We start from the raw sequence: 21,975 nt of genomic DNA, 5'->3' as shown, positions 1-21,975 counted from the left end.
GTCAGTCGCTCCCGGCAGCCGCTTGGGTCAACCGTCATTGTCAGTCGTCCTCGTCGTCATCCTGTTCCCGTGCCTGTCTCTCCGCCGCTTCCTCGCGGGCGGCATCGATGACCTGCATGACATCGCTGACGTCGACGAGCGACGCGTCCGGCTCGAAGCGACCGGTCAGGGGTGTCTCGGGATGAAGTTCCCCGGCCTCGTAAAGTGCCCAGATTTCCTTGCCGTAGTCGGTCTTCAAAAGTGCCGGTGCAAAACGACCGAAATAGCCGCGCAGGTTGTCGACGTCGCGCACCAGCATCCACGGCGCATTGTTGTTGCCGGCCGCATCGACCGCCTGGGGTAGATCGATGATCACCGGTCCTTCGCCGCCAACCAGAATATTGAACTCCGACAAATCGCCATGAATCAGGCCGGCGCAGAGCATCTGGACGACTTCACCGATCAGGCGCTGGTGATAGTCGAGCGCCAGCTCCGGCGTCAGTTCGACGTCATCGAGGCGCGGTGCGACGTCCCCATCGGCATCGACGATCATCTCCATCAGCAGCACGCCATCGACGAAGCCATGCGGCGTAGGCACTCGCACGCCCGCCTCGGCGAGCCGATAGAGCGCATCGACTTCCGCATTCAGCCACGCCGACTCCTGCTCGCGCTGGCCGTAACGGGTCTTCTTCGACATTGCCCGCGCACGGCGCGTGTTACGCACCTTACGACCTTCCTGATAGGCGACCGCCTGCTTGAAGCTGCGCTGCTTGGCCTCCTTGAACACCTTGGCGCAGCGCAGTTCGTCACCGCAACGAACCACGAAAACCTGCGCCTCCTTGCCACTCATCAACTGGCTGACGACTTCGTCCACCAGCCCATCTTCGACCAACGGCTGCAATCGCTTGGGTACCTTCATGCCTTCGCTATCCTTACATGCATCCTCACATGTCCCCGCTATCTTCAGCGTCCGATTCGGCGCACCCGACAGCTGCGCCCTTTCAATTTACCGGCGCTCAATGTCGCCAGCGCCTGTTTGGCGATCGAGCGTTCGACCGCCACATAAGCGCTGCGATCCAGCACCTTGATCTTGCCGACCTGGTCACCGCCGATGGCATCGTCACCGTTGGTGAGAGCTCCCAGCACGTCACCGGGTCGAATTTTCTGTTTCTTGCCGGCATCGATCTGTAGCGTCGCCATACGGGGTTGAAACGGCGCCTTCGATGCCGAACCTCGGCCGGGCAGCGGCTCGATGGTCAGTGTCTCACCCAGAAACGCCTCGAGTCGCTCGAGACGATAGGCTTCCTTCTCGGTCAATATCGTACAGGCGATGCCGCTTGCGCCTGCGCGTCCTGTGCGGCCAATCCGATGCACATGCACTTCGAGCTCACGGGCGATCTGATAGTTGAATACCGCATCCAGCGCGTCGATATCCAGTCCGCGTGCCGCGACGTCGGTGGCGACGAGAACCGACAGGCTCTTGTTGGCAAAGCGAATCAGAGTCTGATCGCGATCACGCTGCTCGAGATCACCATGCAACGCCTCGGTGCTGAACCCGGCCGCCATCAGCTGGTCCGCCACTTCCTGCGTCTCGCGTCGGGTATTACAGAACACCACGCTGGATTCCGGCCGATAGTGCAGCAGCAGCTGGCTGAGCGCCGCCAGGCGGGCCGGTTCGTCGGCAACCCGGTGAAAATGCTGGCGAATGCTCTCGTCATCATGGGAGGAATCCACTTCCACCATTACCGGCTCACGCAGCATGCGCTCGGCGACCGGGCGTACGCTGTCGCCGTAGGTGGCGCTGAACAATAGCGTCTGGCGTGCTTTCGGGGTTGCCGCGACGATCGTGTCCAGCGCCGCCTGGAAGCCCATGTCGAGCATACGGTCGGCCTCATCCAGCACCAGCACGGCCAGCGAGGAGAGATCCAGCGAGCCCTTGCGCAGATGCTCCTCGATGCGGCCAGGCGTGCCGACGACGATATGCGCACCGTGCGACAGCGAATTCAACTGCGGGCCCAACGGCGCTCCCCCGCAAAGCGCGAGAATTTTGACATTGGCCAGCATTCGCGCCAGTCGACGCAGCTCTTCGGCGACCTGATCCGCCAGCTCACGAGTCGGGCACAGCACCAAGGCCTGAACCTGGAAGCGCGAGACATCGAGCGCCGACAGCAATCCCAACCCAAAGGCAGCCGTCTTGCCGGAACCCGTCTTGCCCTGCCCGATCACGTCCTGGCCACGCAGGATCGGCGGCAGGCTGGAAGCCTGAATCGGCGTCATCGCCAGATAGCCCAGCGATTCCAGATTATCCAGAAGCGCCGCGGGCAGCGGCAGCGCGGAAAACGCCTCGGGCTGCCCCGATACGGGTTGATGAGTCTTCGGGTGATGAGTCTCGGGCACGGCGAGCGCTCCTGGTCGAGATGAAGGGGTCGATGCAGTCAACCGGCGGACGCGTCGGGTCTCACCATGTCATGCTCAGGCGCGGCAGAATACCAGAGCGCACGATGATTGACGCCGTCTCGTCGCTCGGGGTAGGCAATTGGTGCGAGAAAGGCCAAATAAACCTGCAACATCCGCGCAATGTTGCGTAAAATCTCGCCCGTCGTTGACAACCTGATAGGTAGTGACAATGGGTAGGGCCTTCCAGAATCGCAAGGAATCCATGGCCAAGACGGCCGACGCCAAGACCAAGGTCTACAGCAAGTATGGCCGCGAAATTTACGTCTGCGCCAAATCCGGTGGTACGGATCCTTCCGGTAACCTGACGCTTCGCGGGCTGATCGACAAGGCCAAGAAGGATCAGGTGCCGTCGCACGTGATCGACAAGGCGCTCGACAAGGCCAAGGGCAGCGGTGGCGAGGATTTCTCGGCGGCCCGCTACGAAGGTTTCGGCCCCGGCAACTGCATGGTGATTGTCGAGTGCCTGACCGATAATCCGAACCGAACCTTCGGCGATGTCCGCGGCTGCTTCACCAAGACCAAGAGCAAGATCGGCACCCAGGGCGCCGTCAGCCATATGTTCGACCACTGCGCGATCTTTGCCTTCGCCGGCGAGGACGAGGAAGCCGTGCTCGAAGCGCTGATGGAAGCCGATGTCGACGTGACCGATATCGAAAGCGAAGACGGCCGCATCACCGTGTTCGCGCCGCATACCGACTATGCCAAAGCCAAGCAGGCTCTGCTCGATACCTTCGGCGAACTCGAGTTCGAAGCCGACGAGATTCAGTTCCTGCCACAGACACACACGCCGCTGGAAGGCGACGACGTAGCGATGTTCGAGAAGTTCATCGACATGTTGAACGATCTCGACGATGTACAGAACGTCTATCACAACGCCGAACTGCCCGAAAGCGCCTGACCCTCCGGCTTCGTCATCTTCGCGATCATTGACGAGAAACCCACCTTTCGGTGGGTTTCTTGCATCCGAGTCCATGAATCATTGGCCATGGCCTGGATCCAGACAGGGTCAAGGGCTGACCTTGGAGATCTTGGCACCGTTCAACGAGACACCACCCTGAACACCCTGATTGTTCATCACGAACGCGACGACCTCCTTGTTGGCCGTGTCGTTGGTGATCTGACCGTTGGCGCCGATATCGGCGACGGCTACCCCGGCGCTGGCACCGATGGACCAGCCGTTGTCGCTACGCACGCGGTTGAGCGCCTTCTCGGTCATCAGCATATAGATGACGGCCTGCGACTGCGCCCCCGCCTGGAAGCCGATCGAACCGCTCGTCGTCGTGTAGTAGCCGGCCTTGGCACCATCCATCAGTAGCGACCCATCACCATGACTGGCGCCGACGATGAAGCTGGCGCCCAACACGCCGGGAAAGACCAGTACGCCCTTGGCCTGTTGCGCCAATGATCGGGAATCGGGCACCGACCGATAGAGCCGATCCAGCGTCTGCTGGACATCCTGATCCAACTGCGAGCGCTGGGACAGGCGGCTTTCGCGATCCGAGGATGAGGTAGTCGTGCAAGCCGTCAGCGCTGTGCTGCCGAGAACGGCGACGAGCAGCATGATGGCGGTACGGTGGATTGATGACAAACGTGCCATGAATGGCCTCCTTGCTAGAAATTTCGGCGTCATTTCAACACCGATCTTGCCTGTATGATTTTTTATGTTGCCTGTTTGTTATAGACAACTCCGCGCCATTGCGCCCGTTTCGCCGCAAATAGGGGCGGCTTTGGCAACACCAGCGCGATGCGGAATGCTCGCGGCTCCAGCCAGCGCGTTTTTTCGCCTACAATGGTGGCCCTTCACGTCACGATGTATCGCCTTCATGAGTCACGAGACGCCCTTAGCGCCGGAGCGCGCGGCATCCAGCGATGCCACCATCGGTACACAGGTCCACAACGCCAACGTTCAGCCTGCGCCGGTGATTGCCATTTCAGGCCTATCCAAACGCTACGATTCCGGTTTCGAAGCGCTGAAGCAGATCGACCTGGAAATTCAGCGCGGCGAGATATTTGCCCTGCTCGGTCCCAACGGCGCCGGCAAGACGACCCTTATCAGCATCATCTGCGGGCTGGTCAATGCCAGCGGCGGCAGCGTGATGATCGACGGCCACGACAGCGTCACCGATTACCGCGCCGCACGCGCCAAGATCGGCCTGGTCCCCCAGGAGCTGACCAGCGACGCCTTCGAGACCGTCTGGAATACGGTGCGGTTCAGTCGCGGGCTGTTTGGCAAGCCGCCCAACGATGCCCACATCGAGCGCGTGCTCAAGTCGCTGTCGCTGTGGGACAAGCGCAAGAACAAGTTGATCACGCTCTCCGGCGGCATGAAACGACGCGTGTTGATCGCCAAGGCGCTGGGACACGAACCCGAAATCCTTTTTCTCGACGAACCCACCGCCGGGGTCGATGTCGAGCTCAGACGCGATATGTGGGAAGTCGTCAGGGAGCTTCGTAACAGCGGCGTGACCATCATTCTGACCACGCACTATATCGAGGAAGCCGAGGAGATGGCCGATCGAATCGGGGTCATCAATGGCGGCGAGCTCGTATTGGTACGGGAGAAAGCGGCGCTGATGCGCCAGCTCGGCAGCAAGCAGCTGACGCTGCATCTACAGACGCCGTTGGCCAGCGTACCGCCTGCCTTGGCCCATCACCCGCTGACGCTGGCCGAGGAAGGCAACGTGCTGGTCTACACCTATGATGCCAGCGATGCCGGGGACGGCGATCATGTCAGCATCAGCGCCCTGATCAACGAGATCGAGGCCGCCGGCATCCGCTTCAAGGATCTGCATACCAAGCAGAGTTCGCTGGAAGATATCTTCGTCAACCTGGTTAGAGAGCGCCAATGAACCTGCAAGCCGTTCGCTCCATCTATGTCTTCGAAATGGCCCGCGCCGGGCGCACGCTACTGCAGAGCCTGATTTCGCCGGTGATTTCTACATCCCTGTACTTCGTCGTCTTCGGTGCCGCCATCGGCTCGCGCATTCAGGAGGTCGAAGGCGTCAGCTACGGGGCTTTCATCGTACCTGGCCTGATCATGCTGATGCTGCTGACGCAGAGCGTCTCGAATGCGTCATTCGGGATTTTCTTCCCCAAGTTCACCGGCACCATCTACGAACTGCTGTCGGCGCCGATCTCATATTTCGAGATCGTGCTCGGTTACGTGGGTGCCGCGGCTTCGAAGTCGGCCATTCTGGGGCTGGTGATTCTGGGCACGGCCAACTTCTTCGTCGATCTGCATATCCAGCATCCGTTCATGATGATGCTTTTTCTGCTGTTGACCGCGCTCACCTTCAGCCTGCTCGGCTTCATCATCGGGATCTGGGCGGACAGCTTCGAGAAATTGCAGTTGGTGCCACTGTTGATCATCACGCCCCTGACCTTTCTCGGCGGCAGTTTCTACTCCATCGATATGCTGCCATCGTTCTGGCAGGCGGTGACGCTGGCCAACCCGGTGGTCTATCTGGTTAGCGGTTTTCGCTGGAGCTTCTATGGCATCAGCGATGTCAGCGTGGTCGCGAGCCTGGTCATGATCGGCGCCTTCCTGGCGGTGAGTCTGGCCGTCATCAGTTGGATCTTCCGCACCGGCTATCGACTGCGCCCCTGACCGGCAGCCAAGCCCTAACCACCGTCGTCTTTTTTCGCGGGTCGCCGAATGGCCGCCCGCCCTTTCCCGCTTCACGAGTCACCTCATGCCGATACTGCAAGCCTGTGCTCACCGCATCGATAAACAGAGCGACGAACAGCCCGCCACGCTGACGCGCGGCGACGCCATGACGGATACCACGACGGCGGAGTCTCTGCTCGCCACGTTCAATTCGAACTTCCATGGCAAACCCAAGGCATGGGGGCACTTCGGCGGGGGTGGCGGAGAGGATGACACCGACAGCACTAAGAATAGTGACGCCGCTCCCGCAGCGTCGTCGCGATTCGCCTTCGAGCTGGAGCGCTATCGTAGCGGCGAAATCAACTTCAGCGACTTCACCCGTCAGACCACCGAAAGCCTGATGCCGCTGATCGATGCTCACCTCTCCATCGGCGGTCACTGGTGGTTCGTGCACTCCCGTCAGGGCGAGGCAGAATATTTGACGCTAACCCTGCTCCATCAGCGTGAGGGTTATGGATTCGATTCCGATCTCAACGTCGTTCCCGTGCAACAGCTCAATCTCGGTCAATTGATGTTGGCCGCCCGTATCGACCTGACCCAGTGGCAGCGGGGGCAATCCCGCCAATACATTACCTACGTGCAGGATCGCGGCAACAAGAAGCTGGTGGAAGATTTCAGGCTATGGCTAGGCTGCCAGGAAGGCATCAATGCCGGCGCAGAAACTCGCACGCTGCTCAAGGCGTTCAGCGACTATGTCGAAAGCGAGGATCTCCCCGAAGAAGCCAGCCGCGAGAAGACCGAGACGCTGATCGACTACGCCAATGCTCAGGCCAAGCGTGGAGAGCCGATAACGCTCGATGAACTTTCCAAACTGGTCGACGAGCAGCAGCCCAAGGCGTTCTACGACTATATCCGCAATCAGGACTATGGACTCGCCGCAGAGATTCCGCCGGACAAGCGGACCCTGCAGCAGTTCAAGCGCTTCGCCGGCCGCGCCAGCGGCGTGTCGATCAGCTTCGACTCCCACCTGCTCGGCAACAGTATAGAATACGACGACGAGCGCGATCGTCTGATCATCAAGCAAGTGCCCGGGCAACTGAAAGATCAGATCAAGGACCGTAAGGGCTGACGAGGGATCGACGAGGGATCGACGAGGGATCGACGAGGTGGATCAGAGCCTAGGGGATCTCCATCTGGCCCAGAATGTCGTGAATTTCCCCTCGCAACCAGCGAGAGGCAGGATTGTTATCCTCCTGGGCCGTCCATACCAGCGAGACATCAGGTACCGTCAAGGTCATCGGAACCGGAATCACGGACAAGCCGAACGCCGTGCCATAGCGTTTTGCCATTCGGGTCGGCAACGTGGCAATGAGCGGCGCGCTCGCGACCATACCCAGCACGCCAAGAAACTCCGACGATGTCGCGACCACATTGAGCGTGCCGCCGACCGTGTCGAGTGCCGACTCGAGACAACCATGCAGACTCTCGCTCAAACTGACCAAAGCGTGGGGTGACCGCAGGTACTCGGTCAGCGATATCGACTCCCCAAGCGTCATCAGCTCAGGGTGGAACACGCAGCTCAGCGACTGCTCGAACAGACGATGCTGTCGATAGCGTTGCGCCTGATTGTCGAAACATCCGATCGCCAGGTCCAGAATTCGGTCATCCAGTAATCGATAGACGTCACGTCGTTGTGCCGGCCGTCCATGCAGCCTGACGCCAGGTGCTCTTTGTCGCAAACGCGAGGCCAGCTCCGGCATCAGCAAGAGCTCGACTTCACTCGAAAATCCCATGCGGAAAATGCGCTGATCGGTCGCCGGATCGAATTCCGAGGAGGCATGAATCAACGACTGCATCATCCCCAGAGCCTGTTCCACCGGCTCTGCCAACATCTGGGCCCGGACCGTGGGCTGCATGATGATCCCTACCCGTACGAAAAGATCATCCTGAAACAGTGTCCGCAGCAGCGAGAGATTGTGGCTCATCGCCGGTTGGCGAATTCTCAAACGCTCGGCCGCCCGGGTCACGCTTCGCTCCCGCATCATCGCGTCGAAGGCGATCAGCAGGTTCAGGTCGAAATTACGAAGATCGAAGTGATCAATTGGCTGCATTATTTGCATCGATTTGGCTAATAGATGGGTTAGCAATACGCTAGCGATCATCCTCAGTCAACCGGAGTATTTCATGACCGCCTACACCTCCTTCTGGGTTGGTGATGCCCGAATCACCAAAATCCCGGAAATCGCGATCGATACAGCGACGAGCCAGCAGTTATTCCCCAACGGCGATGCCCAGGCATTGGAAGCCGACGCCGGGCACTGGGGCGACGGGAGTTACGACCCCGAACGTCGCCTGCTACGCCAGAGCATTCATGCCTGGCTGGTGGAGACGCCCGAGCATACCGTGCTGATTGATACCGCTACCGGTAACGACAAGGAGCGCCCCACCGCCCCGCTGTTTCATCAACTCGACGAACCTTTTCTGGAACGACTCCAGGCTATTGGCTTCGCACCGGAAAACGTGGATCTGGTGCTACACACGCATCTTCATGCCGATCATGTCGGTTGGAATACCCGCCTGAAAAACGGCCAATGGGTTCCGACATTCCCCAACGCTCGCTATGTGTTTTCCGAACGGGAATATGCCTACAACCGGGCACTCTCTTCGGCACGTGAGGAGATAGCACCTATCCGCCGTCAAGCCGGGCTGGGCAAACCCGATCACGAGCCGCTTCCCGGGGTTTTCGCCGATAGCGTTTCGCCCATCGTGGACGCCGGACAAGACCAGCGAATCGATATCGATGACACCGGTATCGAAGGATTTCGATTTCTTTCAGCCCCGGGCCACAGCATCGATCATGCTGCCATTTCCTACACGTCAAACGGCGAGACCGCGCTGTTCTGGGGCGACGTCATGCATCATCCACTGCAATTCCGTCATCCCGAGATCAACTCGGTGTACTGCGAGTTCCCTCAGGCGGCGCGCGACTCTCGTCATAAGATCATCCGCCACGCTGCCGATCACCAAGCGCTCGTTTTCACCACCCACTTCGGCGATACCTCTGTCGGTAAAATCAGCATGGGCGACCACGGCTTCGACTGGACCTTCGCTCAAGGAGTCGAATCATGAGTGACAACACATCTCCCCAGTCGCTGCTCCGCGAACACTATCTCATCGATAGCGACACTGACGGGATCCGCCTGCAACTGCGACATCGATGCCGTAACGACATGGTCCGCAAAAGCTCGTCCAACACGGTAATACTGATGCACGGCGCGACCTTTCCCAGCGAGAGCTTGTTCGATGTGTCGATCAATGGCGTCTCATTCATGGATGTGTTGGCCACAGCCGGATTCGACGTGTGGGCCGTGGATGCCCGAGGCTACGGCGGATCGACTCGACCCCAGGCGATGGAAGCCGCTCCAGATACCAACCCGCCGTTGACGACGGCCCGAATCGCCGCGCACGATCTGGGTTCTGCCATCGAACACGTTCTTGAAAAGAATGCCATCGAGCGGCTCAGCCTCGTGGCCATGTCCTGGGGCGGCTCCGTAGCGGGCATCTATGCCACGCAGTACGGTGAGAAGCTCGAAAAACTGGCGCTGGTTGCGCCTCAGTGGTTGTCGAGTCGTCCGCTCCGCATAGATTCAGGACAACCATTGACGGCTTGGCGCCTGGCGCATCTCGATGCATTCCGAGCTGCCTGGCTGGCTGGTGTACCACTCGCCAAACAAGAAAGCGTGTTGCCGCCCGGCTGGTTCGAGCAGTGGGCCACGGTAACGGACGCTACCGATCCAGACGCTCCCGAACCACGCAGTATTCGCGCCCCAGGGGGAGCGATTCAGGATACTCGCGAGCACTGGCTGGCCGATCGACCTCTTTACGAGCCGAGTCTCATCACCGTGCCGGTGCTTCTGGTGCACGCCGAGTGGGATCAGGACGTCCGTATCGACATGATGCGGGACCTGTTTTCACGTTTGGACAATGCCGCTTACCGGCGTTGGCTCGAGATCGGCGGCGGAACCCATATGATTCTGATGGAGCCGGAGCGTCACCAGGCCTTTAATGCCATCATCGACTTCCTGAGCGAGACATCACTGCGAAGCGCGGCGGCAAGAGATTTAGACGACGAATAGCTGTTGCATCAACGACAACGGCCGCCCCTGTCCAGAGGCGGCCGTTCTCTTGTCGGACTGACTAACCCGGCGTCACTGACCTCGGTTAGCCTTCACACCTTCCTCGATACGTCGACCGATGGTCGCATCGATGTTGTGCCAGTACTCGAACACGCGGGAAAGTACCGGCTCCTCGACGCCGCCGGAAACGTGACCGACCACGTTATTGACCAGGCGATCACGTGCCGCATCATCCATGACCTTGTTGACGAGGTCATTGGCTTGGCTGAAGTCATCGTCCGCCGGGCGCAGCGTGTAGGCGCTGCGAACGAATTCGCCATCTGCCGACCACACCGCATCTTCCGGGTAACGCTCGGGATCGGCCTTGGAGCCACCCTTGCTGTTCGGCGCGTAAACCGGATCGCTGGCGTTATGCATACGCATCGCGCCACCCTTGCTGTAGCTGTGCACCGGCACTTTGGGCGTATTTACCGGGATGTGCTTGTAGTTCACCCCGAGTCGCGCGCGGTGTGCATCAGAATAGGAGATGGAACGCGCCAGCAACATCTTGTCCGGTGACAGCCCGGTGCCGGGAACCATGTTGTTGGGTTCGAAGGCGGCCTGCTCGATCTGGGTATGGAAGTCCTCCGGATTACGATCCAGCGTCATCTTGCCGACTTCCATTAGCGGATAGTCGTCGTGCGGCCAGACCTTGGTCAGGTCGAACGGATTGATGCGGTAGGTCTTGGCATCCTCGAACGGCATGATCTGGACCTGTAGCGTCCAGGTCGGGTAGTCGCCGCGCTTGATCGCATTAAACAGGTCGCGACGGTGATAGTCGGCATCGCTGCCCGCCATCTGATCCGCCTGCTCCTGAGTCAGGCACTTGATGCCTTGGTCGGTTTTGAAGTGATACTTGACCCAAAAACGCTCACTCTGCGCATTGACCCACATGTAGGTGTGGCTGGAGTATCCATTCATGTGTCGCCAGCTCGCAGGCACGCCACGGTCGCCCATCAGCCAGGTCACCTGGTGAGCCGATTCCGGCGCCATGGTCCAGAAATCCCACTGCATGTCGTGATCGCGCAGGCCGTTATCCGCACGGCGCTTCTGGGAGTGGATGAAATGCTGGAACTTCATCGGATCACGCATGAAGAACACGGGGGTATTGTTACCCACCATGTCGAAGTTGCCTTCCTCGGTGTAGAACTTGAGCGCGAAGCCGCGCGGGTCACGCCAGGTATCCGGGCTGCCGCCTTCGCCGGCAACGGTCGAGAAACGCGCAACCATCTCGGTTTTCTTGCCAGGCTGCAGGAAGTTGGCCTTGGTGAATTGGCTAACGTCCTGAGTCACTTCAAAATGACCGAAAGCGCCGCTGCCCTTGGCATGCGGCTGGCGATCCGGAATCATCTCGCGGTTAAAAGCCGCCATCTGCTCCATCAGGTAGTGGTCATGCAGCACGATCGGGCCATCCGGGCCTACGGACAGGGAATTTTCCTGACTCGATACCGGAATGCCAGCTTCTGTCGTCGTCGGTCGGTTATTGTCGCTAGTCACGATGATCTCTCCCTAATTCTACGATGCGAGGCGTTGATCGCCCCGACACGCCTAACCACGCGGCGACCCTCTCGGCGTGATTGTCACGATGAACGCCGCAGGTTCATTGTCAGTTCCGCGACAGGATCGCCAAATTTTCTCGCCCAACATCGGCTGACCGCCAGAATTCCGATTGTCTGATGCAAGAGCAACACCACTTATAGATAGAAACCCTGAGTGCTGTCCAACCGGGGAGAGACGACTTTAGGGCAACACGATAACGTTGATCGGCTTACAGCGGCTGCCCGTCGGAACCGGAAAAGTGGCAAAGACTGATGTCGCAAGGGCTGCGTTATAGGCAATAGCTTGTTGGAAACCAAGACCCAATAGTTACGCGCAATATCAGCTATCGGGAAATTTCATGGCACTCGAGGTCGTCCAGCCACGGCGAGAGGAGGTCTCGCGCGCATCTGGATCAAGAGGAGCCTGGGGTCTCACTGAAAGGTCATTGTTCTGCCGCCGGAAGATTCCGGCTGGATGCTGGGATCGGCAAGGCAATTATCGTCGCGAACCGCCGGCGAGATGCGGCAAGCGCTAAATCGTTCTTTTGACGGCCACCCGCGACGACTCGCTGCCTACACCTGGCTGCCCGCGTCAGCATCTCATTCAAGATATGGCGGGCAGCAGGCTGCTATGGAAGTTTGCTAGCGCTCGCTGAAGAGAATGCCTCCCTTGGCCTTGGAATCCGCCTTGGCTTCGACGATCTGCACCGTTACTTGCTCTGGCCGCACGCCCAGTGATTCGACGACCGCCTGGGTGGTCTTTTGCAGCAGCATCTTCTTCTGTTCGGGAGTACGCCCTTCCACCATATGCACCAGAACTTCTGGCATGAGTCTTTCCCTCGGTTGTTTGAGTCAGGTTACCACCCAACCACTGTAGCCGAATTCACGGTCTCTGAATTGCGACGACGAGGTCAAGGTGTACCTGCTCGGACCAGCGTCAGGTAAACGTTGGCAGCCGCTCGAATCGCGTAAGCCTGACTTCCACCGTGACGGTCAGCGACTCCAACGCGTCTGCTCGCGCTCGGCCTTCGGCACTGGCGCGATAGAGATGCGGGGTCATTGCCAGCAAGTCGGCGATGGCCTCGACGCTATCCAATGTCATCGAGTAACGGATCGTCTCGACGCCCGTTCGGACTAACCCGTCGGGTGCCACTTCCGAACGCTCGCGTTCCGGTTTGAGGCTGGGATAGATAACTTCGCGTAGCTCGCGAAGATGGTCCGGCCCGACATCGGCCTGTATCAACAGGCCTTTCGGCTTCAACACACGAGCGAACTCCGAATAAACCGGAAACCCGAACAGGCACAGTACGCAGTCGACAGAGCCGTCTAGCACCGGCAGATTGGCATTGCTGGCCACGACCCAGGAGGCACGCTCGGCTGACTCCACCGCTTCATGCTGATGACCAGCGGCGGTCTCCCCTTTGGCGGCGCCCTTGTCCTCATTCGCAGCCGAAAGTACCGCCCGCTCTTGTTTAGCGGCGCCTTTATCCTGCTTCGCAGCCGACAGCACCGCCCACTTGGAAATATCCAATCCCAGCAGGGAGAGCGACGCTGCCTCGGCCCCTGCTTCCGCCAGCTGGCGCAGGTAGTAACCTTCCCCGCAGCCGGCGTCCAGGCAGTGAAGCGTGCCGGTGTCAGGTCTTCGTGCCAGCACGGCACGCGCGACCGCTTCGGCAACGGGCTGATAGTGACCGGCGTTGAGGAAACGCTGGCGCGCCGCCACCATCGCCTTGCTGTCCCCCGGATCGCGGGAACGCTTATGCTGCACCGGTAGCAGGTGGGTATATCCCTGTTTGGCGATGTCGTAGCTATGACCGGCAGCGCAGCGCCAAGTCTGGCCCTCGCGATGCATCGGGTCGCCGTCCAGCGGACAGGCCAGCGCGGGAAAAGGGATGAAGGACATATCGCTACCGCTTGCTTGTGAAGCCGCCCAGTGTACGCGACCTCCACGTTGGCGGGAGTCCATTTCTCAGGGAGAAACGTTGCCTCGAAAACGCCCCAGACCGAACCCGGTCAACTCGGTGGCGGCACGACCACTCGCCAGCCACTGCCCCAGCGATTCCCCCAAGGCACTGGCGAATTTGAAGCCGTGGCCGGAAAAACCGCCGGCAACGATCAAGCCAGGCAAGGGTTCGTCGATCAGGAAGTGCTCGTCCGGGCTACGGATATACTGGCAGACGGCTCCATGGCGAAACGCCCCGACACCCGGCAGATGGCGGTCGATCACCTGCTGCAGCTCGGCGAAGTCCTCGGGATAGGCACCGAATGCCGCCATCGGCTCTCCCGGTGCCAGGATCTGGCCGCTGTCGTGGCGGCCGATCTTGAAACCGGCTCCATCGATATCCGGAAAACCGTAGTAGATCCCCAGGTCATTGTCAGTGAAGCTGAAACCGGGGAAGTGCTTGGGTGCATAGCGCTGGTCGGCCTCGAACCAGGCAAACGTCTTGCGTACGCGGGTCAGCGGCAACTCGATCCCGAGCTCAGCCAATAACGGCGACACGTGCTGCCCTGCGCAAATCAGCAATCGGTCGGCGGTGAATCGCTGGCCGTCGGCACAAAACGCTGCGTAGCCGCCCGCTTGAAGTGTCTCGAGTCGGACCACCTGAGCGCCGGTGGTGAGGGTCACATTCTCGCTTCGGTCCACCCGCTGCCGCCAGCACTCGAGAATCCGTTCGACTCGCAAGACACCAGCCCGAGCCTCGAACGCTCCCTTGATCCGCTCATCAAGCTGCCAACCGGGCCAACGCTGAGAGACGGTCGGTCCTTCGAGCACCTCCAGCGGCAGATCGAACTGGTTCGCGCTGGCTTGCACCTGTTGGATAAACGGTGCCGAAGCGAGCCCGAGATTGAGCACACCCGTGGGCAGAAACAACGACTCGCCTGTCTCTCGTTCGAGCTCGTTCCAACGTTCGAGCGCCCGCAGCGCCAACGGTACGTAGCGACCACCCTCCCCATACGCCAATCGAATGAGGCGCGTCTCACCGTGATGCGCCCCCTGATCATGGGGCGGACTGTGGGCATCCAGCACCTGCACCGATGGCTCCCCGGTACCGGCCAGATAGTCCGCTGCCGCCAGCCCCATACTGCCACCGCCGATAATCAGATGATTCGCGTGTATCGAAGCACTCATTCGGTCATCCCTGGAAAATTCGCTCGTCTTTGAGGGAAATTGGGCCGCCGCTATCAGCCCCACTACACCGCCTGACGTTCATCTGGGCGCGATTCAATCTGATCGCCTTCAGTGCGGGCAATGATCGCCGTGCCTGTCAGATCGCCGGTAACGTTGAGTGCGGTACACCCCATCCCCACCAACGCATCGATCGAGGTCAATAGTGCCACGGTCTCGATCGGCAGCCCGACCTGGGCAAACACCGTCGCGATCATCACGATGCCCGCGCCGGGTACGCCGGCCGTACCGATGGAAGTCAGCGTACCGATCAGCACGATTTCAACCATGGTCATGAGATCCAGCGGCATGCCGACCACGTTGGCCGCAAAGACCGCGGAAATGGCGATACGAATCGCCGCACCGTCCATGTTGATCGTCGCACCAAGCGGCAAGCTGAAACCGTAGAGGCTTTGCGAAACACCCAGGCGTTGGGCCGCATTTAACGTCAGCGGCAGCGTTCCGGTGCTGCTCTGGGTCGCGAAAGCCGTTGCCATTGGCGTGCGGGCCTCGCGAAAAAAAGCTTTCAAACGTACGCCGAAAGCCGTCATCAGCACGCAGTAGAGGAGCAGGTGCACCGCCAGGGCGAGATAAAGCACCACCACCATGTTGCCCAGTGACAGGATCGTATCCAGCCCCTGGCTGGCGACGGTCCCCGCGACGATGGCGAACACACCGATGGGGACGTACTGAAGCACACCAGCCATTACCTTCATGGTGACTGCGTTGAGGGCTTCGATGACGCCATAGAGCTTTTCGCCCAGCACTTTCTGCCCTTCGCTATGCCGCATTTTCAGCAGCGCGATACCGAAGGCGAACGCCGTGAAGATGATCCCCAGCAGGTTGGGCTGCGCCAGCGCGCCGACGATATTATCTGGCACGATGCTCAGCAGTACGCTGACGAAGCCCGGGTTTTCCGGGACGTCGATGCTCGTGCTCTGATCCAGCGTCATGCCGCTCCCTGGGGAGAATAGCGAGGCCACTGCCAACCCCACCACGATCGCCAGGGCCGAGGTCGCCACATAGTAGACGAACACCTTGCCGCCGATACGCCCCATACGCCCGAGATCGGCCTGATTGATGCCTACGATCAGCGTGAACAACACGATCGGTACGATCAGGAACTGCAATAATCGAAGCAGCAGATCGCCGAACGGTGCCAACCAGGCGGCAGTCGTTTCGCCACCAATCAGACCGACCGCTACGCCAAGAACCAGCGCGATGGTTACCCGCAGGATCAGAGAGGATTCGAGATAGCCTCGGAATAGAGTTTTCATGAACACGCCTTGTTGGAAAAAACTCGCGCCATCAGCGCAGCCATCGACACCCGCATCACGGGCCAAATCCTAACGCAAAAAGCCCGGCATGGCGGCCGGGCTTTCAATGACGTCATCACCGTATCAGTCGCCGATCTTGTCCTGCGTTTTCGTGTCGAAATCGCTGGCGCCATGGCGTTCATGGAGCTGAGTTTCCGGCTCGCCGAAGGTGCGGTTGACCATACGCCCACGCTGGACGGCTGGGCGCGCATCGATCTCCTTGGCCCAGCGCTGGACGTTCTCGTAACTCTCGACGTCCAGGAATTCGGCCGCTTCGTAGAGGCGGCCGAGCGCCAGCTGACCGTACCAGGACCAGGTCGCGATATCGGCAATGGTGTACTCATCACCGCCCAGGTAGCGGGACTCGGCCAGTCGGCGGTCGAGCACGTCGAGCTGACGCTTGGCTTCCATGGTGAAGCGGTCGATCGCGTATTCGATCTTCTCAGGCGCGTAAGCGTAGAAATGGCCGAAACCGCCACCCAGATACGGCGCGCTACCCATCTGCCAGAACAGCCAGCTCATCGTCTCGACACGTTTGGCCGGATCGGTCGGCACAAAGGCACCGAACTTTTCGGCCAGATGCAGAAGGATGGAGCCGGATTCAAACACGCGAATCGGCTTGTCAGCGCTGTGATCCATCAGTGCCGGAATCTTTGAGTTCGGGTTGACCTCGACGAAACCGCTGCCGAATTGATCGCCATCGCCGATCTTGATCAGCCAGGCGTCGTACTCGGCATCCTTGCCCAGTGCCAGCAACTCCTCGAGCATCACGGTAGCCTTGACGCCATTGGGTGTCGCCAGCGAGTAGAGCTGGAACGGATGCTTGCCGACCGGCAGCGTCTTCTCATGTGTCGAACCGGCGACCGGGCGGTTGATACTCGCGAACTTGCCGCCGCTCTCTTTCGGTTCCCAGACTTTCGGTGGGGTGTAATCGCTCATGACATCTCCTGAATCGGGAGTTGCTGTGACGACGCCATCGTCGAGGCATCGTCTCGGTGTGGGAGGAAAGATAGCGTGTTAAAGGTTGTTCAGCGAGCCAGAAATCGCGATTCGCCCCAAGTTCGACGTCTCATCGACAGCCCCGGACTTTTCTCTTCCGCCTTATCTCCCCCACCCTCCCCTACTCCTGTCCTTCAAGCGGGGTAACATCGAATCATGCCAGCGCTATCAGATCGACTCCGCCGACGACAGGGTGAAGCGACAGCGGGTTCCCTCGCCTCGCTGGCTATCGATGACCAATCGCGTGTCGTGCCGCCGCAGGATCTCGGCCACGATCGCCAATCCCAATCCGTTGCCTTCGCCCCGACCGCGGCTACCAGCCGTACGGTAGAAGCGCTGTGTGATCAAGGGAATCTCCTCTTTCGCCAGGCCGATGCCGGTGTCCGTGACGCAAATCTGCAGACCCGGGCTTTCGCGACTGATCGATAGCGTGACATCACCGCCGGCATTCGTGGCAGACAAGGCGTTATCGACCAGATTGGTCAACGCGCGGTCGATCAACTCCAGGTCGGCACTCACGAGAGCCAATCCGGCCTCACTGGTTACAACCAGCGAGATCGACGCGGCTTCGGCGCGGGGCCGAAATTTGCCCACGATGTCATTGGCCAGTTCATGGATCGAGAACGGTTCTCGATTCAACGGCCGGTCTGATACGTCGACTCGAGCCAGCAGAGACAACTGATTGGCCAGTCGCGTCAGGCGGTCCACGTTGGCAAAAATCGCGCTCAACTGCTCGCGGTGCTTGAGATCCGTCGGCGACATGTCGTTACCCAGTTGCTGGGCATAACCGCGCAGAGAGGTTAGCGGTGTTCGAAACTCGTGGGACAGATTGGCGATCATTTCGCGACGCTGGCGATCATTCTCACTCAGGGCATCCAACTGCGCTTCGATGGTCGCCGCCATGTCGTTGAAGGCGTAGCCGGCACGGCCGATTTCATCGTCCATGCTGGACTCGATCCGCTGCGCGTAATCACCGGCAGCAAAGCGCTGTACAGCGCGGGTCAGTCGGGAAAAACGCCGAGTCAGCAGCGCAAACAACAACAGCCCTACCCCGCTGGCCAACGCCAGCGCCACGCTGCCGGCAATCACCAGCGAGCGCGAAATACTGCTGGTCTGCCACATGCCCACCATCGACATGTGGGTGTCGGCCTCCAGCGAGACGTACAGATAACCGGGGGCGTGATCGGCACCAAGCGTTACCCGCGCGGCGGAAAAGACATTGTCGTTATCGCGGCACGGCATTTGCGCATACACAGGCAACATCGGCGTGCTCGATAGCAGTTGATGGATCGGAGCCGTATCGATATTGGCACCCAGTCCGCAACCGCGAGCGTTGTAGGCAGCCACCACGAGGCCGTGCTCGTCTAGCGTAAATACCGATAACGCCGGGTTGATGCTCATGATGCGCTCGGCGGCGCGATGGGCCGCGGCGCTATCCGCCCCCTGTTCGAGCGGCGTCTGCATGACCGTTGCCAGATTTTTTGCCAGATCCAGTTGGCTGCGCTGCAGCCACTCGCGTCCCAGCTGGTCGAACTGCCCTACCGCAATCCATGCCGTTGCCAGCGACATGGCTATCAGGCTCGCCAGATAAATCAGTGCGATACGTGCGTAGAGGCTGCGATAGGTACGCCGTAACACGCGTAACAGTTTCATGATTGTCTGCCTACGGTCACGTCATCGGTAAAGCGATATCCGATACCCCACACGGTATGGATATAGCGTGGGTGGGCCGGATCCTTTTCGATCTTTCCTCGCAGCCGATTGATATGCGTGTTGACCGTGTGATCGAAACCTTCGAACTCCGCTCCCCATACCTGGTCCAGTAGTTCACCTCTCGAAAACCCTCGTCCGGGATGCTGGGCGAACAGCACCAGCAGCGAAAATTCCCGCGCGGTCAACGACAGCCACTGCCCAGCCAGACTAACGCGATGATTGGCGATATCGATCTCCAGTTCATGCGCCACGATCGACGTAGCAGACGCCCCGAGTTCCGATTGCCCGTGCCGGCGTAGTAGCGCGCGAATACGCGCCAGCAGGATATCGCTATCGAAAGGTTTCGTGAGGTAGTCGTCGGCACCAATTTCGAGCCCGGTCACGACATCATGGGTACCAGCTCTGGCTGTCAACATGATCAGTGGCAGCGTGGCATGTCGAGCGCGAATCTCACGACAGACCGCCAAGCCATCAATTCCCGGCAGCATCAAATCCAGCAAAATCAGCGAGGCCGACTCCCAACGCGCCAGTGCGGCTTCTCCATCCATGACCCAATCCACGGCGTAGCCGGCCTCTTCCAATATCGTTACCAGCAGGCGCCCGATATCGGGATCGTCTTCGACGCAAAGAATGGATCGTGACATGAAGGCGGCGTCCTCGATGATGGGCTTTCAGTGTAAACGGCAGTGTTGAACGAGATCATCACAAAAGAGACACGTCGCAAGACACACATCGAAAGACGTTATCAATTCGTGATGATTCGCCGACTCACGCTCCTCTACAGTGCGAGACAGCCGTATTGAATCGATATGGCAATGACGATGTTTCTCAATGGAGCCAATACCATGAAAACCAATCAATCACGCATCCTGAGTGTACTGAGCGCAAGCCTGCTGGCCGGCGGCCTGTTCTGCGCGACGGGGGCAATGGCCCAGGACAGCATGTCCCAGGATTCCATGTCTCAAGATTCGATGGATCACGACGCCATGGGCAGTGATTCGATGAGCCAGGACTCGATGGATCACGACGCCATGGGCAGTGATTCGATGAGCCAGGACTCGACGGAGCACGACGCCATGGGCAGTGATTCGATGAGCCAGGATTCGATGGATCACGATGCCATGGGCAGTGATTCGATGAGCCAGGATTCGATGAATAAAGACTCGATGGATCACGACGAGATGGGCAAGGACTCGATGATGCAGGACGACAGCAGCAACTGAAAGCCGGAGGGCGCGCCGGTGCTCTTGGCGCCGGCGGCCCGATGCTCCCGTGACAGAGGTCTACCATCATGCAAACTCAAGTCCCTGCGGATACCAACACTCAAAACAGGCACTTGTCCGAGGGACGGGCCCAAACTTCCACCAAGACGATCAAACGTCACAGCCTGGCCACAAGGTTGTGGCACTGGGTCAACTTTCTCACCCTCATTATTTTATTGATGAGCGGTCTACAGATTTTCAACGCGCACCCGGCACTGTACTGGGGTGAACAATCCTCTTTTTCACAGCCCTTTCTCGCCATTCACGCCAAGACCGATGCTGACGGCAATCAGCGCGGCGTCGTCCAACTGGCCGGGTATGAAATGACGACCACCGGCGTGCTGGGGCTCTCCGAAAGCAACGGCAGACTGCGCCAGCGCGGCTTTCCCGAATGGGCGACATTGCCGGGGCCCCAATGGCTCAGCATGGGACGTAATTGGCACTTCCTCGCCGCGTGGATATTTGGCCCCTCGATTTTCGCTTATCTGCTCTACACATTGATGAGTCGACGCCGCCGACGCCTGATCTTTCCTACCCGGGCTCAATGGCGAGGCATACCACAAACCCTTGTCGATCACGCGCGACTACGTTTTCACCATGTCGCCGACTACAACGGCATTCAGAAACTGACCTATATCCTGGTGCTGTTCGGATTGCTGCCGGCGATGGTGCTGAGTGGGTTGGCCATGTCGCCCACCATCGACGCAGCCTGGCCGTGGATCACGCATCTCTTCGGCGGTCGTCAAAGCGCTCGAACGATTCATTTCATCTGTGCGTTTTCCCTGGTGGGGTTTTTTATCGTTCATCTGGCGCTCGTTATTCTTTCGGGCGTTTTCAACAATCTACGCTCGATGATTACTGGTCGCTATCGAATACAGATATCCGACCATGACCGGACGGAGAGTGACCATGAATAAGCTCATAAAAGAGAAGCTGATCAAGGGTGACTCTGAAGATCAGCAACCGGATCGCTATCGTCGCAAAATTCTTTCGGGTCTCGGCGCGCTAGGCGCAGGCCTGATGCTGGGCGGCTGTGATCGTCTATCGAACAACAAGGCCGTACAGCAAGCCGTCGGATCGGTGGAAAATCTGACACGCAAGGCACAGCGCCTGGTCGCGTCTCGCCAATCATTGGCACAGGAGTTCGATGCCAGCCAGATTGCCCCGGTCTTTCGGCCCAACGGAGAAATCAACCCGCAGGAGGCGGATTATCGGCAGATGGCCGAAGGCCAGTTCGTGGATTGGCGGCTGCGTATTGATGGGCTGGTTTCCCAGCCAATGGAACTGTCGCTGACCCAGCTAAGGGACCTCCCTTCTCGAACGCAAATCACGCGCCATGATTGCGTCGAGGGTTGGAGCTGTATTGGTCAGTGGACCGGCGCCGTGCTGGGCGATCTGCTGGATCTTGCCGAACCGCAAGACAACGCCCGATTCGTGGTCTTTCACTGCGCCGATCACACCTTCGGCGGCAGTGATCTCTATTATGAAAGTCTCGATATGATCGAGGCCTACCACCCGCAAACCCTGCTCGCCTACGATCTCAATGGAGAGGCTCTGCCGATCGCCAACGGTGCGCCGCTTCGACTTCGTGCAGAACGTCAGTTGGGCTATAAGCAGGCCAAGTACGTCATGCGTGTCGAACTCGTCGACAGCTTCAAGACCCTGCACGGCGGCAAGGGGGGGTATTGGGAAGATCGCGGCTACAACTGGTGGGCAGGTATCTGATGCCACCGCCAAACACCCTACTGAATGCCAGGAGATCG

21 protein-coding genes are annotated in these 21,975 nt (G+C 59.5%); 9 read left to right on the top strand and 12 right to left on the bottom strand.

Annotation, left to right across the window (positions count from 1 at the left end):
• Positions 1-40 precede the first annotated feature (40 nt).
• Complete coding sequence (locus tag DOM27_RS15365; protein ID WP_110657242.1) at positions 41-898, bottom strand: PA4780 family RIO1-like protein kinase; 858 nt, start codon at positions 896-898, stop codon at positions 41-43.
• A gap of 44 nt (positions 899-942) precedes the next feature.
• Complete coding sequence (dbpA, locus tag DOM27_RS15360; protein WP_110657240.1) at positions 943-2,376, bottom strand: ATP-dependent RNA helicase DbpA; 1,434 nt, start codon at positions 2,374-2,376, stop codon at positions 943-945.
• Between the two features lie 229 nt (positions 2,377-2,605).
• On the opposite strand from dbpA, the gene DOM27_RS15355 reads away from it, so the two are divergent.
• The gene (locus DOM27_RS15355) at positions 2,606-3,334 is read left to right on the top strand and encodes a YebC/PmpR family DNA-binding transcriptional regulator (protein WP_110657238.1); all 729 of its coding nucleotides are present in this window, start codon (positions 2,606-2,608) and stop codon (positions 3,332-3,334) included.
• A 108-nt stretch (positions 3,335-3,442) separates the two neighbouring features.
• Here DOM27_RS15355 and DOM27_RS15350 read toward each other — a convergent pair whose 3' ends face one another.
• Positions 3,443-4,033, bottom strand: a complete 591-nt coding sequence (locus DOM27_RS15350) for a BPSL1445 family SYLF domain-containing lipoprotein (protein ID WP_110657236.1) — start codon at positions 4,031-4,033, stop codon at positions 3,443-3,445.
• 226 nt (positions 4,034-4,259) lie between these two features.
• On the opposite strand from DOM27_RS15350, the gene DOM27_RS15345 reads away from it, so the two are divergent.
• The 3 genes from DOM27_RS15345 (at position 4,260) to DOM27_RS15335 (ending at position 7,172) form a co-directional block, all read left to right on the top strand.
• Entirely contained in the window at positions 4,260-5,285 is a 1,026-nt protein-coding gene (locus DOM27_RS15345; RefSeq protein ID WP_110657234.1) for an ABC transporter ATP-binding protein, read from the top strand.
• Positions 5,282-6,043 (top strand): ABC transporter permease, encoded by a 762-nt coding sequence (locus DOM27_RS15340; protein ID WP_110657232.1) that lies wholly within the window; start codon positions 5,282-5,284, stop codon positions 6,041-6,043. Before DOM27_RS15345 ends, DOM27_RS15340 begins: the two co-directional genes overlap by 4 nt.
• A gap of 85 nt (positions 6,044-6,128) precedes the next feature.
• Positions 6,129-7,172, top strand: a complete 1,044-nt coding sequence (locus tag DOM27_RS15335; RefSeq protein WP_110657230.1) for a nucleoid-associated protein — start codon at positions 6,129-6,131, stop codon at positions 7,170-7,172.
• A 49-nt stretch (positions 7,173-7,221) separates the two neighbouring features.
• Here the strand turns inward: DOM27_RS15335 and DOM27_RS15330 are convergent, their stop codons facing one another.
• Positions 7,222-8,154 carry a LysR family transcriptional regulator gene (locus DOM27_RS15330; RefSeq protein WP_110657228.1) on the bottom strand — a complete coding sequence of 311 codons (933 nt, stop codon included), beginning with the start codon at positions 8,152-8,154 and terminating at the stop codon, positions 7,222-7,224.
• A gap of 73 nt (positions 8,155-8,227) precedes the next feature.
• Between DOM27_RS15330 and DOM27_RS15325 the strand changes: the two genes are divergently transcribed.
• Complete coding sequence (locus tag DOM27_RS15325; protein WP_110657226.1) at positions 8,228-9,172, top strand: MBL fold metallo-hydrolase; 945 nt, start codon at positions 8,228-8,230, stop codon at positions 9,170-9,172.
• Entirely contained in the window at positions 9,169-10,179 is a 1,011-nt protein-coding gene (locus DOM27_RS15320; protein ID WP_110657224.1) for an alpha/beta hydrolase, read from the top strand. Before DOM27_RS15325 ends, DOM27_RS15320 begins: the two co-directional genes overlap by 4 nt.
• A gap of 72 nt (positions 10,180-10,251) precedes the next feature.
• Here DOM27_RS15320 and DOM27_RS15315 read toward each other — a convergent pair whose 3' ends face one another.
• From DOM27_RS15315 to DOM27_RS15280, 8 genes are all read right to left on the bottom strand, one after another.
• On the bottom strand, positions 10,252-11,715 hold the full coding sequence (locus DOM27_RS15315) for a catalase (RefSeq protein ID WP_110657222.1): 1,464 nt from the start codon (positions 11,713-11,715) through the stop codon (positions 10,252-10,254).
• A gap of 683 nt (positions 11,716-12,398) precedes the next feature.
• Positions 12,399-12,584: a tautomerase family protein gene (locus tag DOM27_RS15310; protein WP_110657220.1), complete on the bottom strand. Its 186-nt coding sequence runs from the start codon at positions 12,582-12,584 to the stop codon at positions 12,399-12,401.
• A 109-nt stretch (positions 12,585-12,693) separates the two neighbouring features.
• On the bottom strand, positions 12,694-13,659 hold the full coding sequence (locus DOM27_RS15305) for a putative RNA methyltransferase (protein ID WP_110657218.1): 966 nt from the start codon (positions 13,657-13,659) through the stop codon (positions 12,694-12,696).
• A gap of 66 nt (positions 13,660-13,725) precedes the next feature.
• Positions 13,726-14,886 (bottom strand): N-methyl-L-tryptophan oxidase, encoded by a 1,161-nt coding sequence (gene solA / locus DOM27_RS15300; RefSeq protein WP_110657216.1) that lies wholly within the window; start codon positions 14,884-14,886, stop codon positions 13,726-13,728.
• Between the two features lie 62 nt (positions 14,887-14,948).
• Positions 14,949-16,199, bottom strand: a complete 1,251-nt coding sequence (locus DOM27_RS15295) for a dicarboxylate/amino acid:cation symporter (protein ID WP_110657214.1) — start codon at positions 16,197-16,199, stop codon at positions 14,949-14,951.
• Positions 16,200-16,322: 123 nt separating this feature from the next.
• Entirely contained in the window at positions 16,323-17,177 is an 855-nt protein-coding gene (yghU, locus tag DOM27_RS15290) for a glutathione-dependent disulfide-bond oxidoreductase (RefSeq protein WP_110657212.1), read from the bottom strand.
• Positions 17,178-17,405: 228 nt separating this feature from the next.
• The gene (locus DOM27_RS15285) at positions 17,406-18,890 is read right to left on the bottom strand and encodes a sensor histidine kinase (RefSeq protein ID WP_110657210.1); all 1,485 of its coding nucleotides are present in this window, start codon (positions 18,888-18,890) and stop codon (positions 17,406-17,408) included.
• Positions 18,887-19,594, bottom strand: coding sequence for a response regulator transcription factor (locus tag DOM27_RS15280; protein ID WP_110657208.1), 708 nt, complete (start codon positions 19,592-19,594; stop codon positions 18,887-18,889). Before DOM27_RS15280 ends, DOM27_RS15285 begins: the two co-directional genes overlap by 4 nt.
• A 201-nt stretch (positions 19,595-19,795) precedes the next feature.
• On the opposite strand from DOM27_RS15280, the gene DOM27_RS15275 reads away from it, so the two are divergent.
• The 3 genes from DOM27_RS15275 (at position 19,796) to DOM27_RS15265 (ending at position 21,937) form a co-directional block, all read left to right on the top strand.
• Entirely contained in the window at positions 19,796-20,173 is a 378-nt protein-coding gene (locus tag DOM27_RS15275) for a pentapeptide MXKDX repeat protein (RefSeq protein ID WP_110657859.1), read from the top strand.
• Between the two features lie 68 nt (positions 20,174-20,241).
• Positions 20,242-21,129, top strand: coding sequence for a cytochrome b/b6 domain-containing protein (locus DOM27_RS15270; RefSeq protein WP_110657206.1), 888 nt, complete (start codon positions 20,242-20,244; stop codon positions 21,127-21,129).
• Positions 21,122-21,937, top strand: coding sequence for a molybdopterin-binding protein (locus DOM27_RS15265; protein WP_110657204.1), 816 nt, complete (start codon positions 21,122-21,124; stop codon positions 21,935-21,937). Before DOM27_RS15270 ends, DOM27_RS15265 begins: the two co-directional genes overlap by 8 nt.
• Positions 21,938-21,975: the final 38 nt, after the last annotated feature.

This window comes from Salinicola halimionae (assembly GCF_003206065.1).
GTDB lineage: Bacteria > Pseudomonadota > Gammaproteobacteria > Pseudomonadales > Halomonadaceae > Salinicola > Salinicola halimionae.
This window is presented reverse-complemented; position numbering and strand designations above follow the sequence as displayed.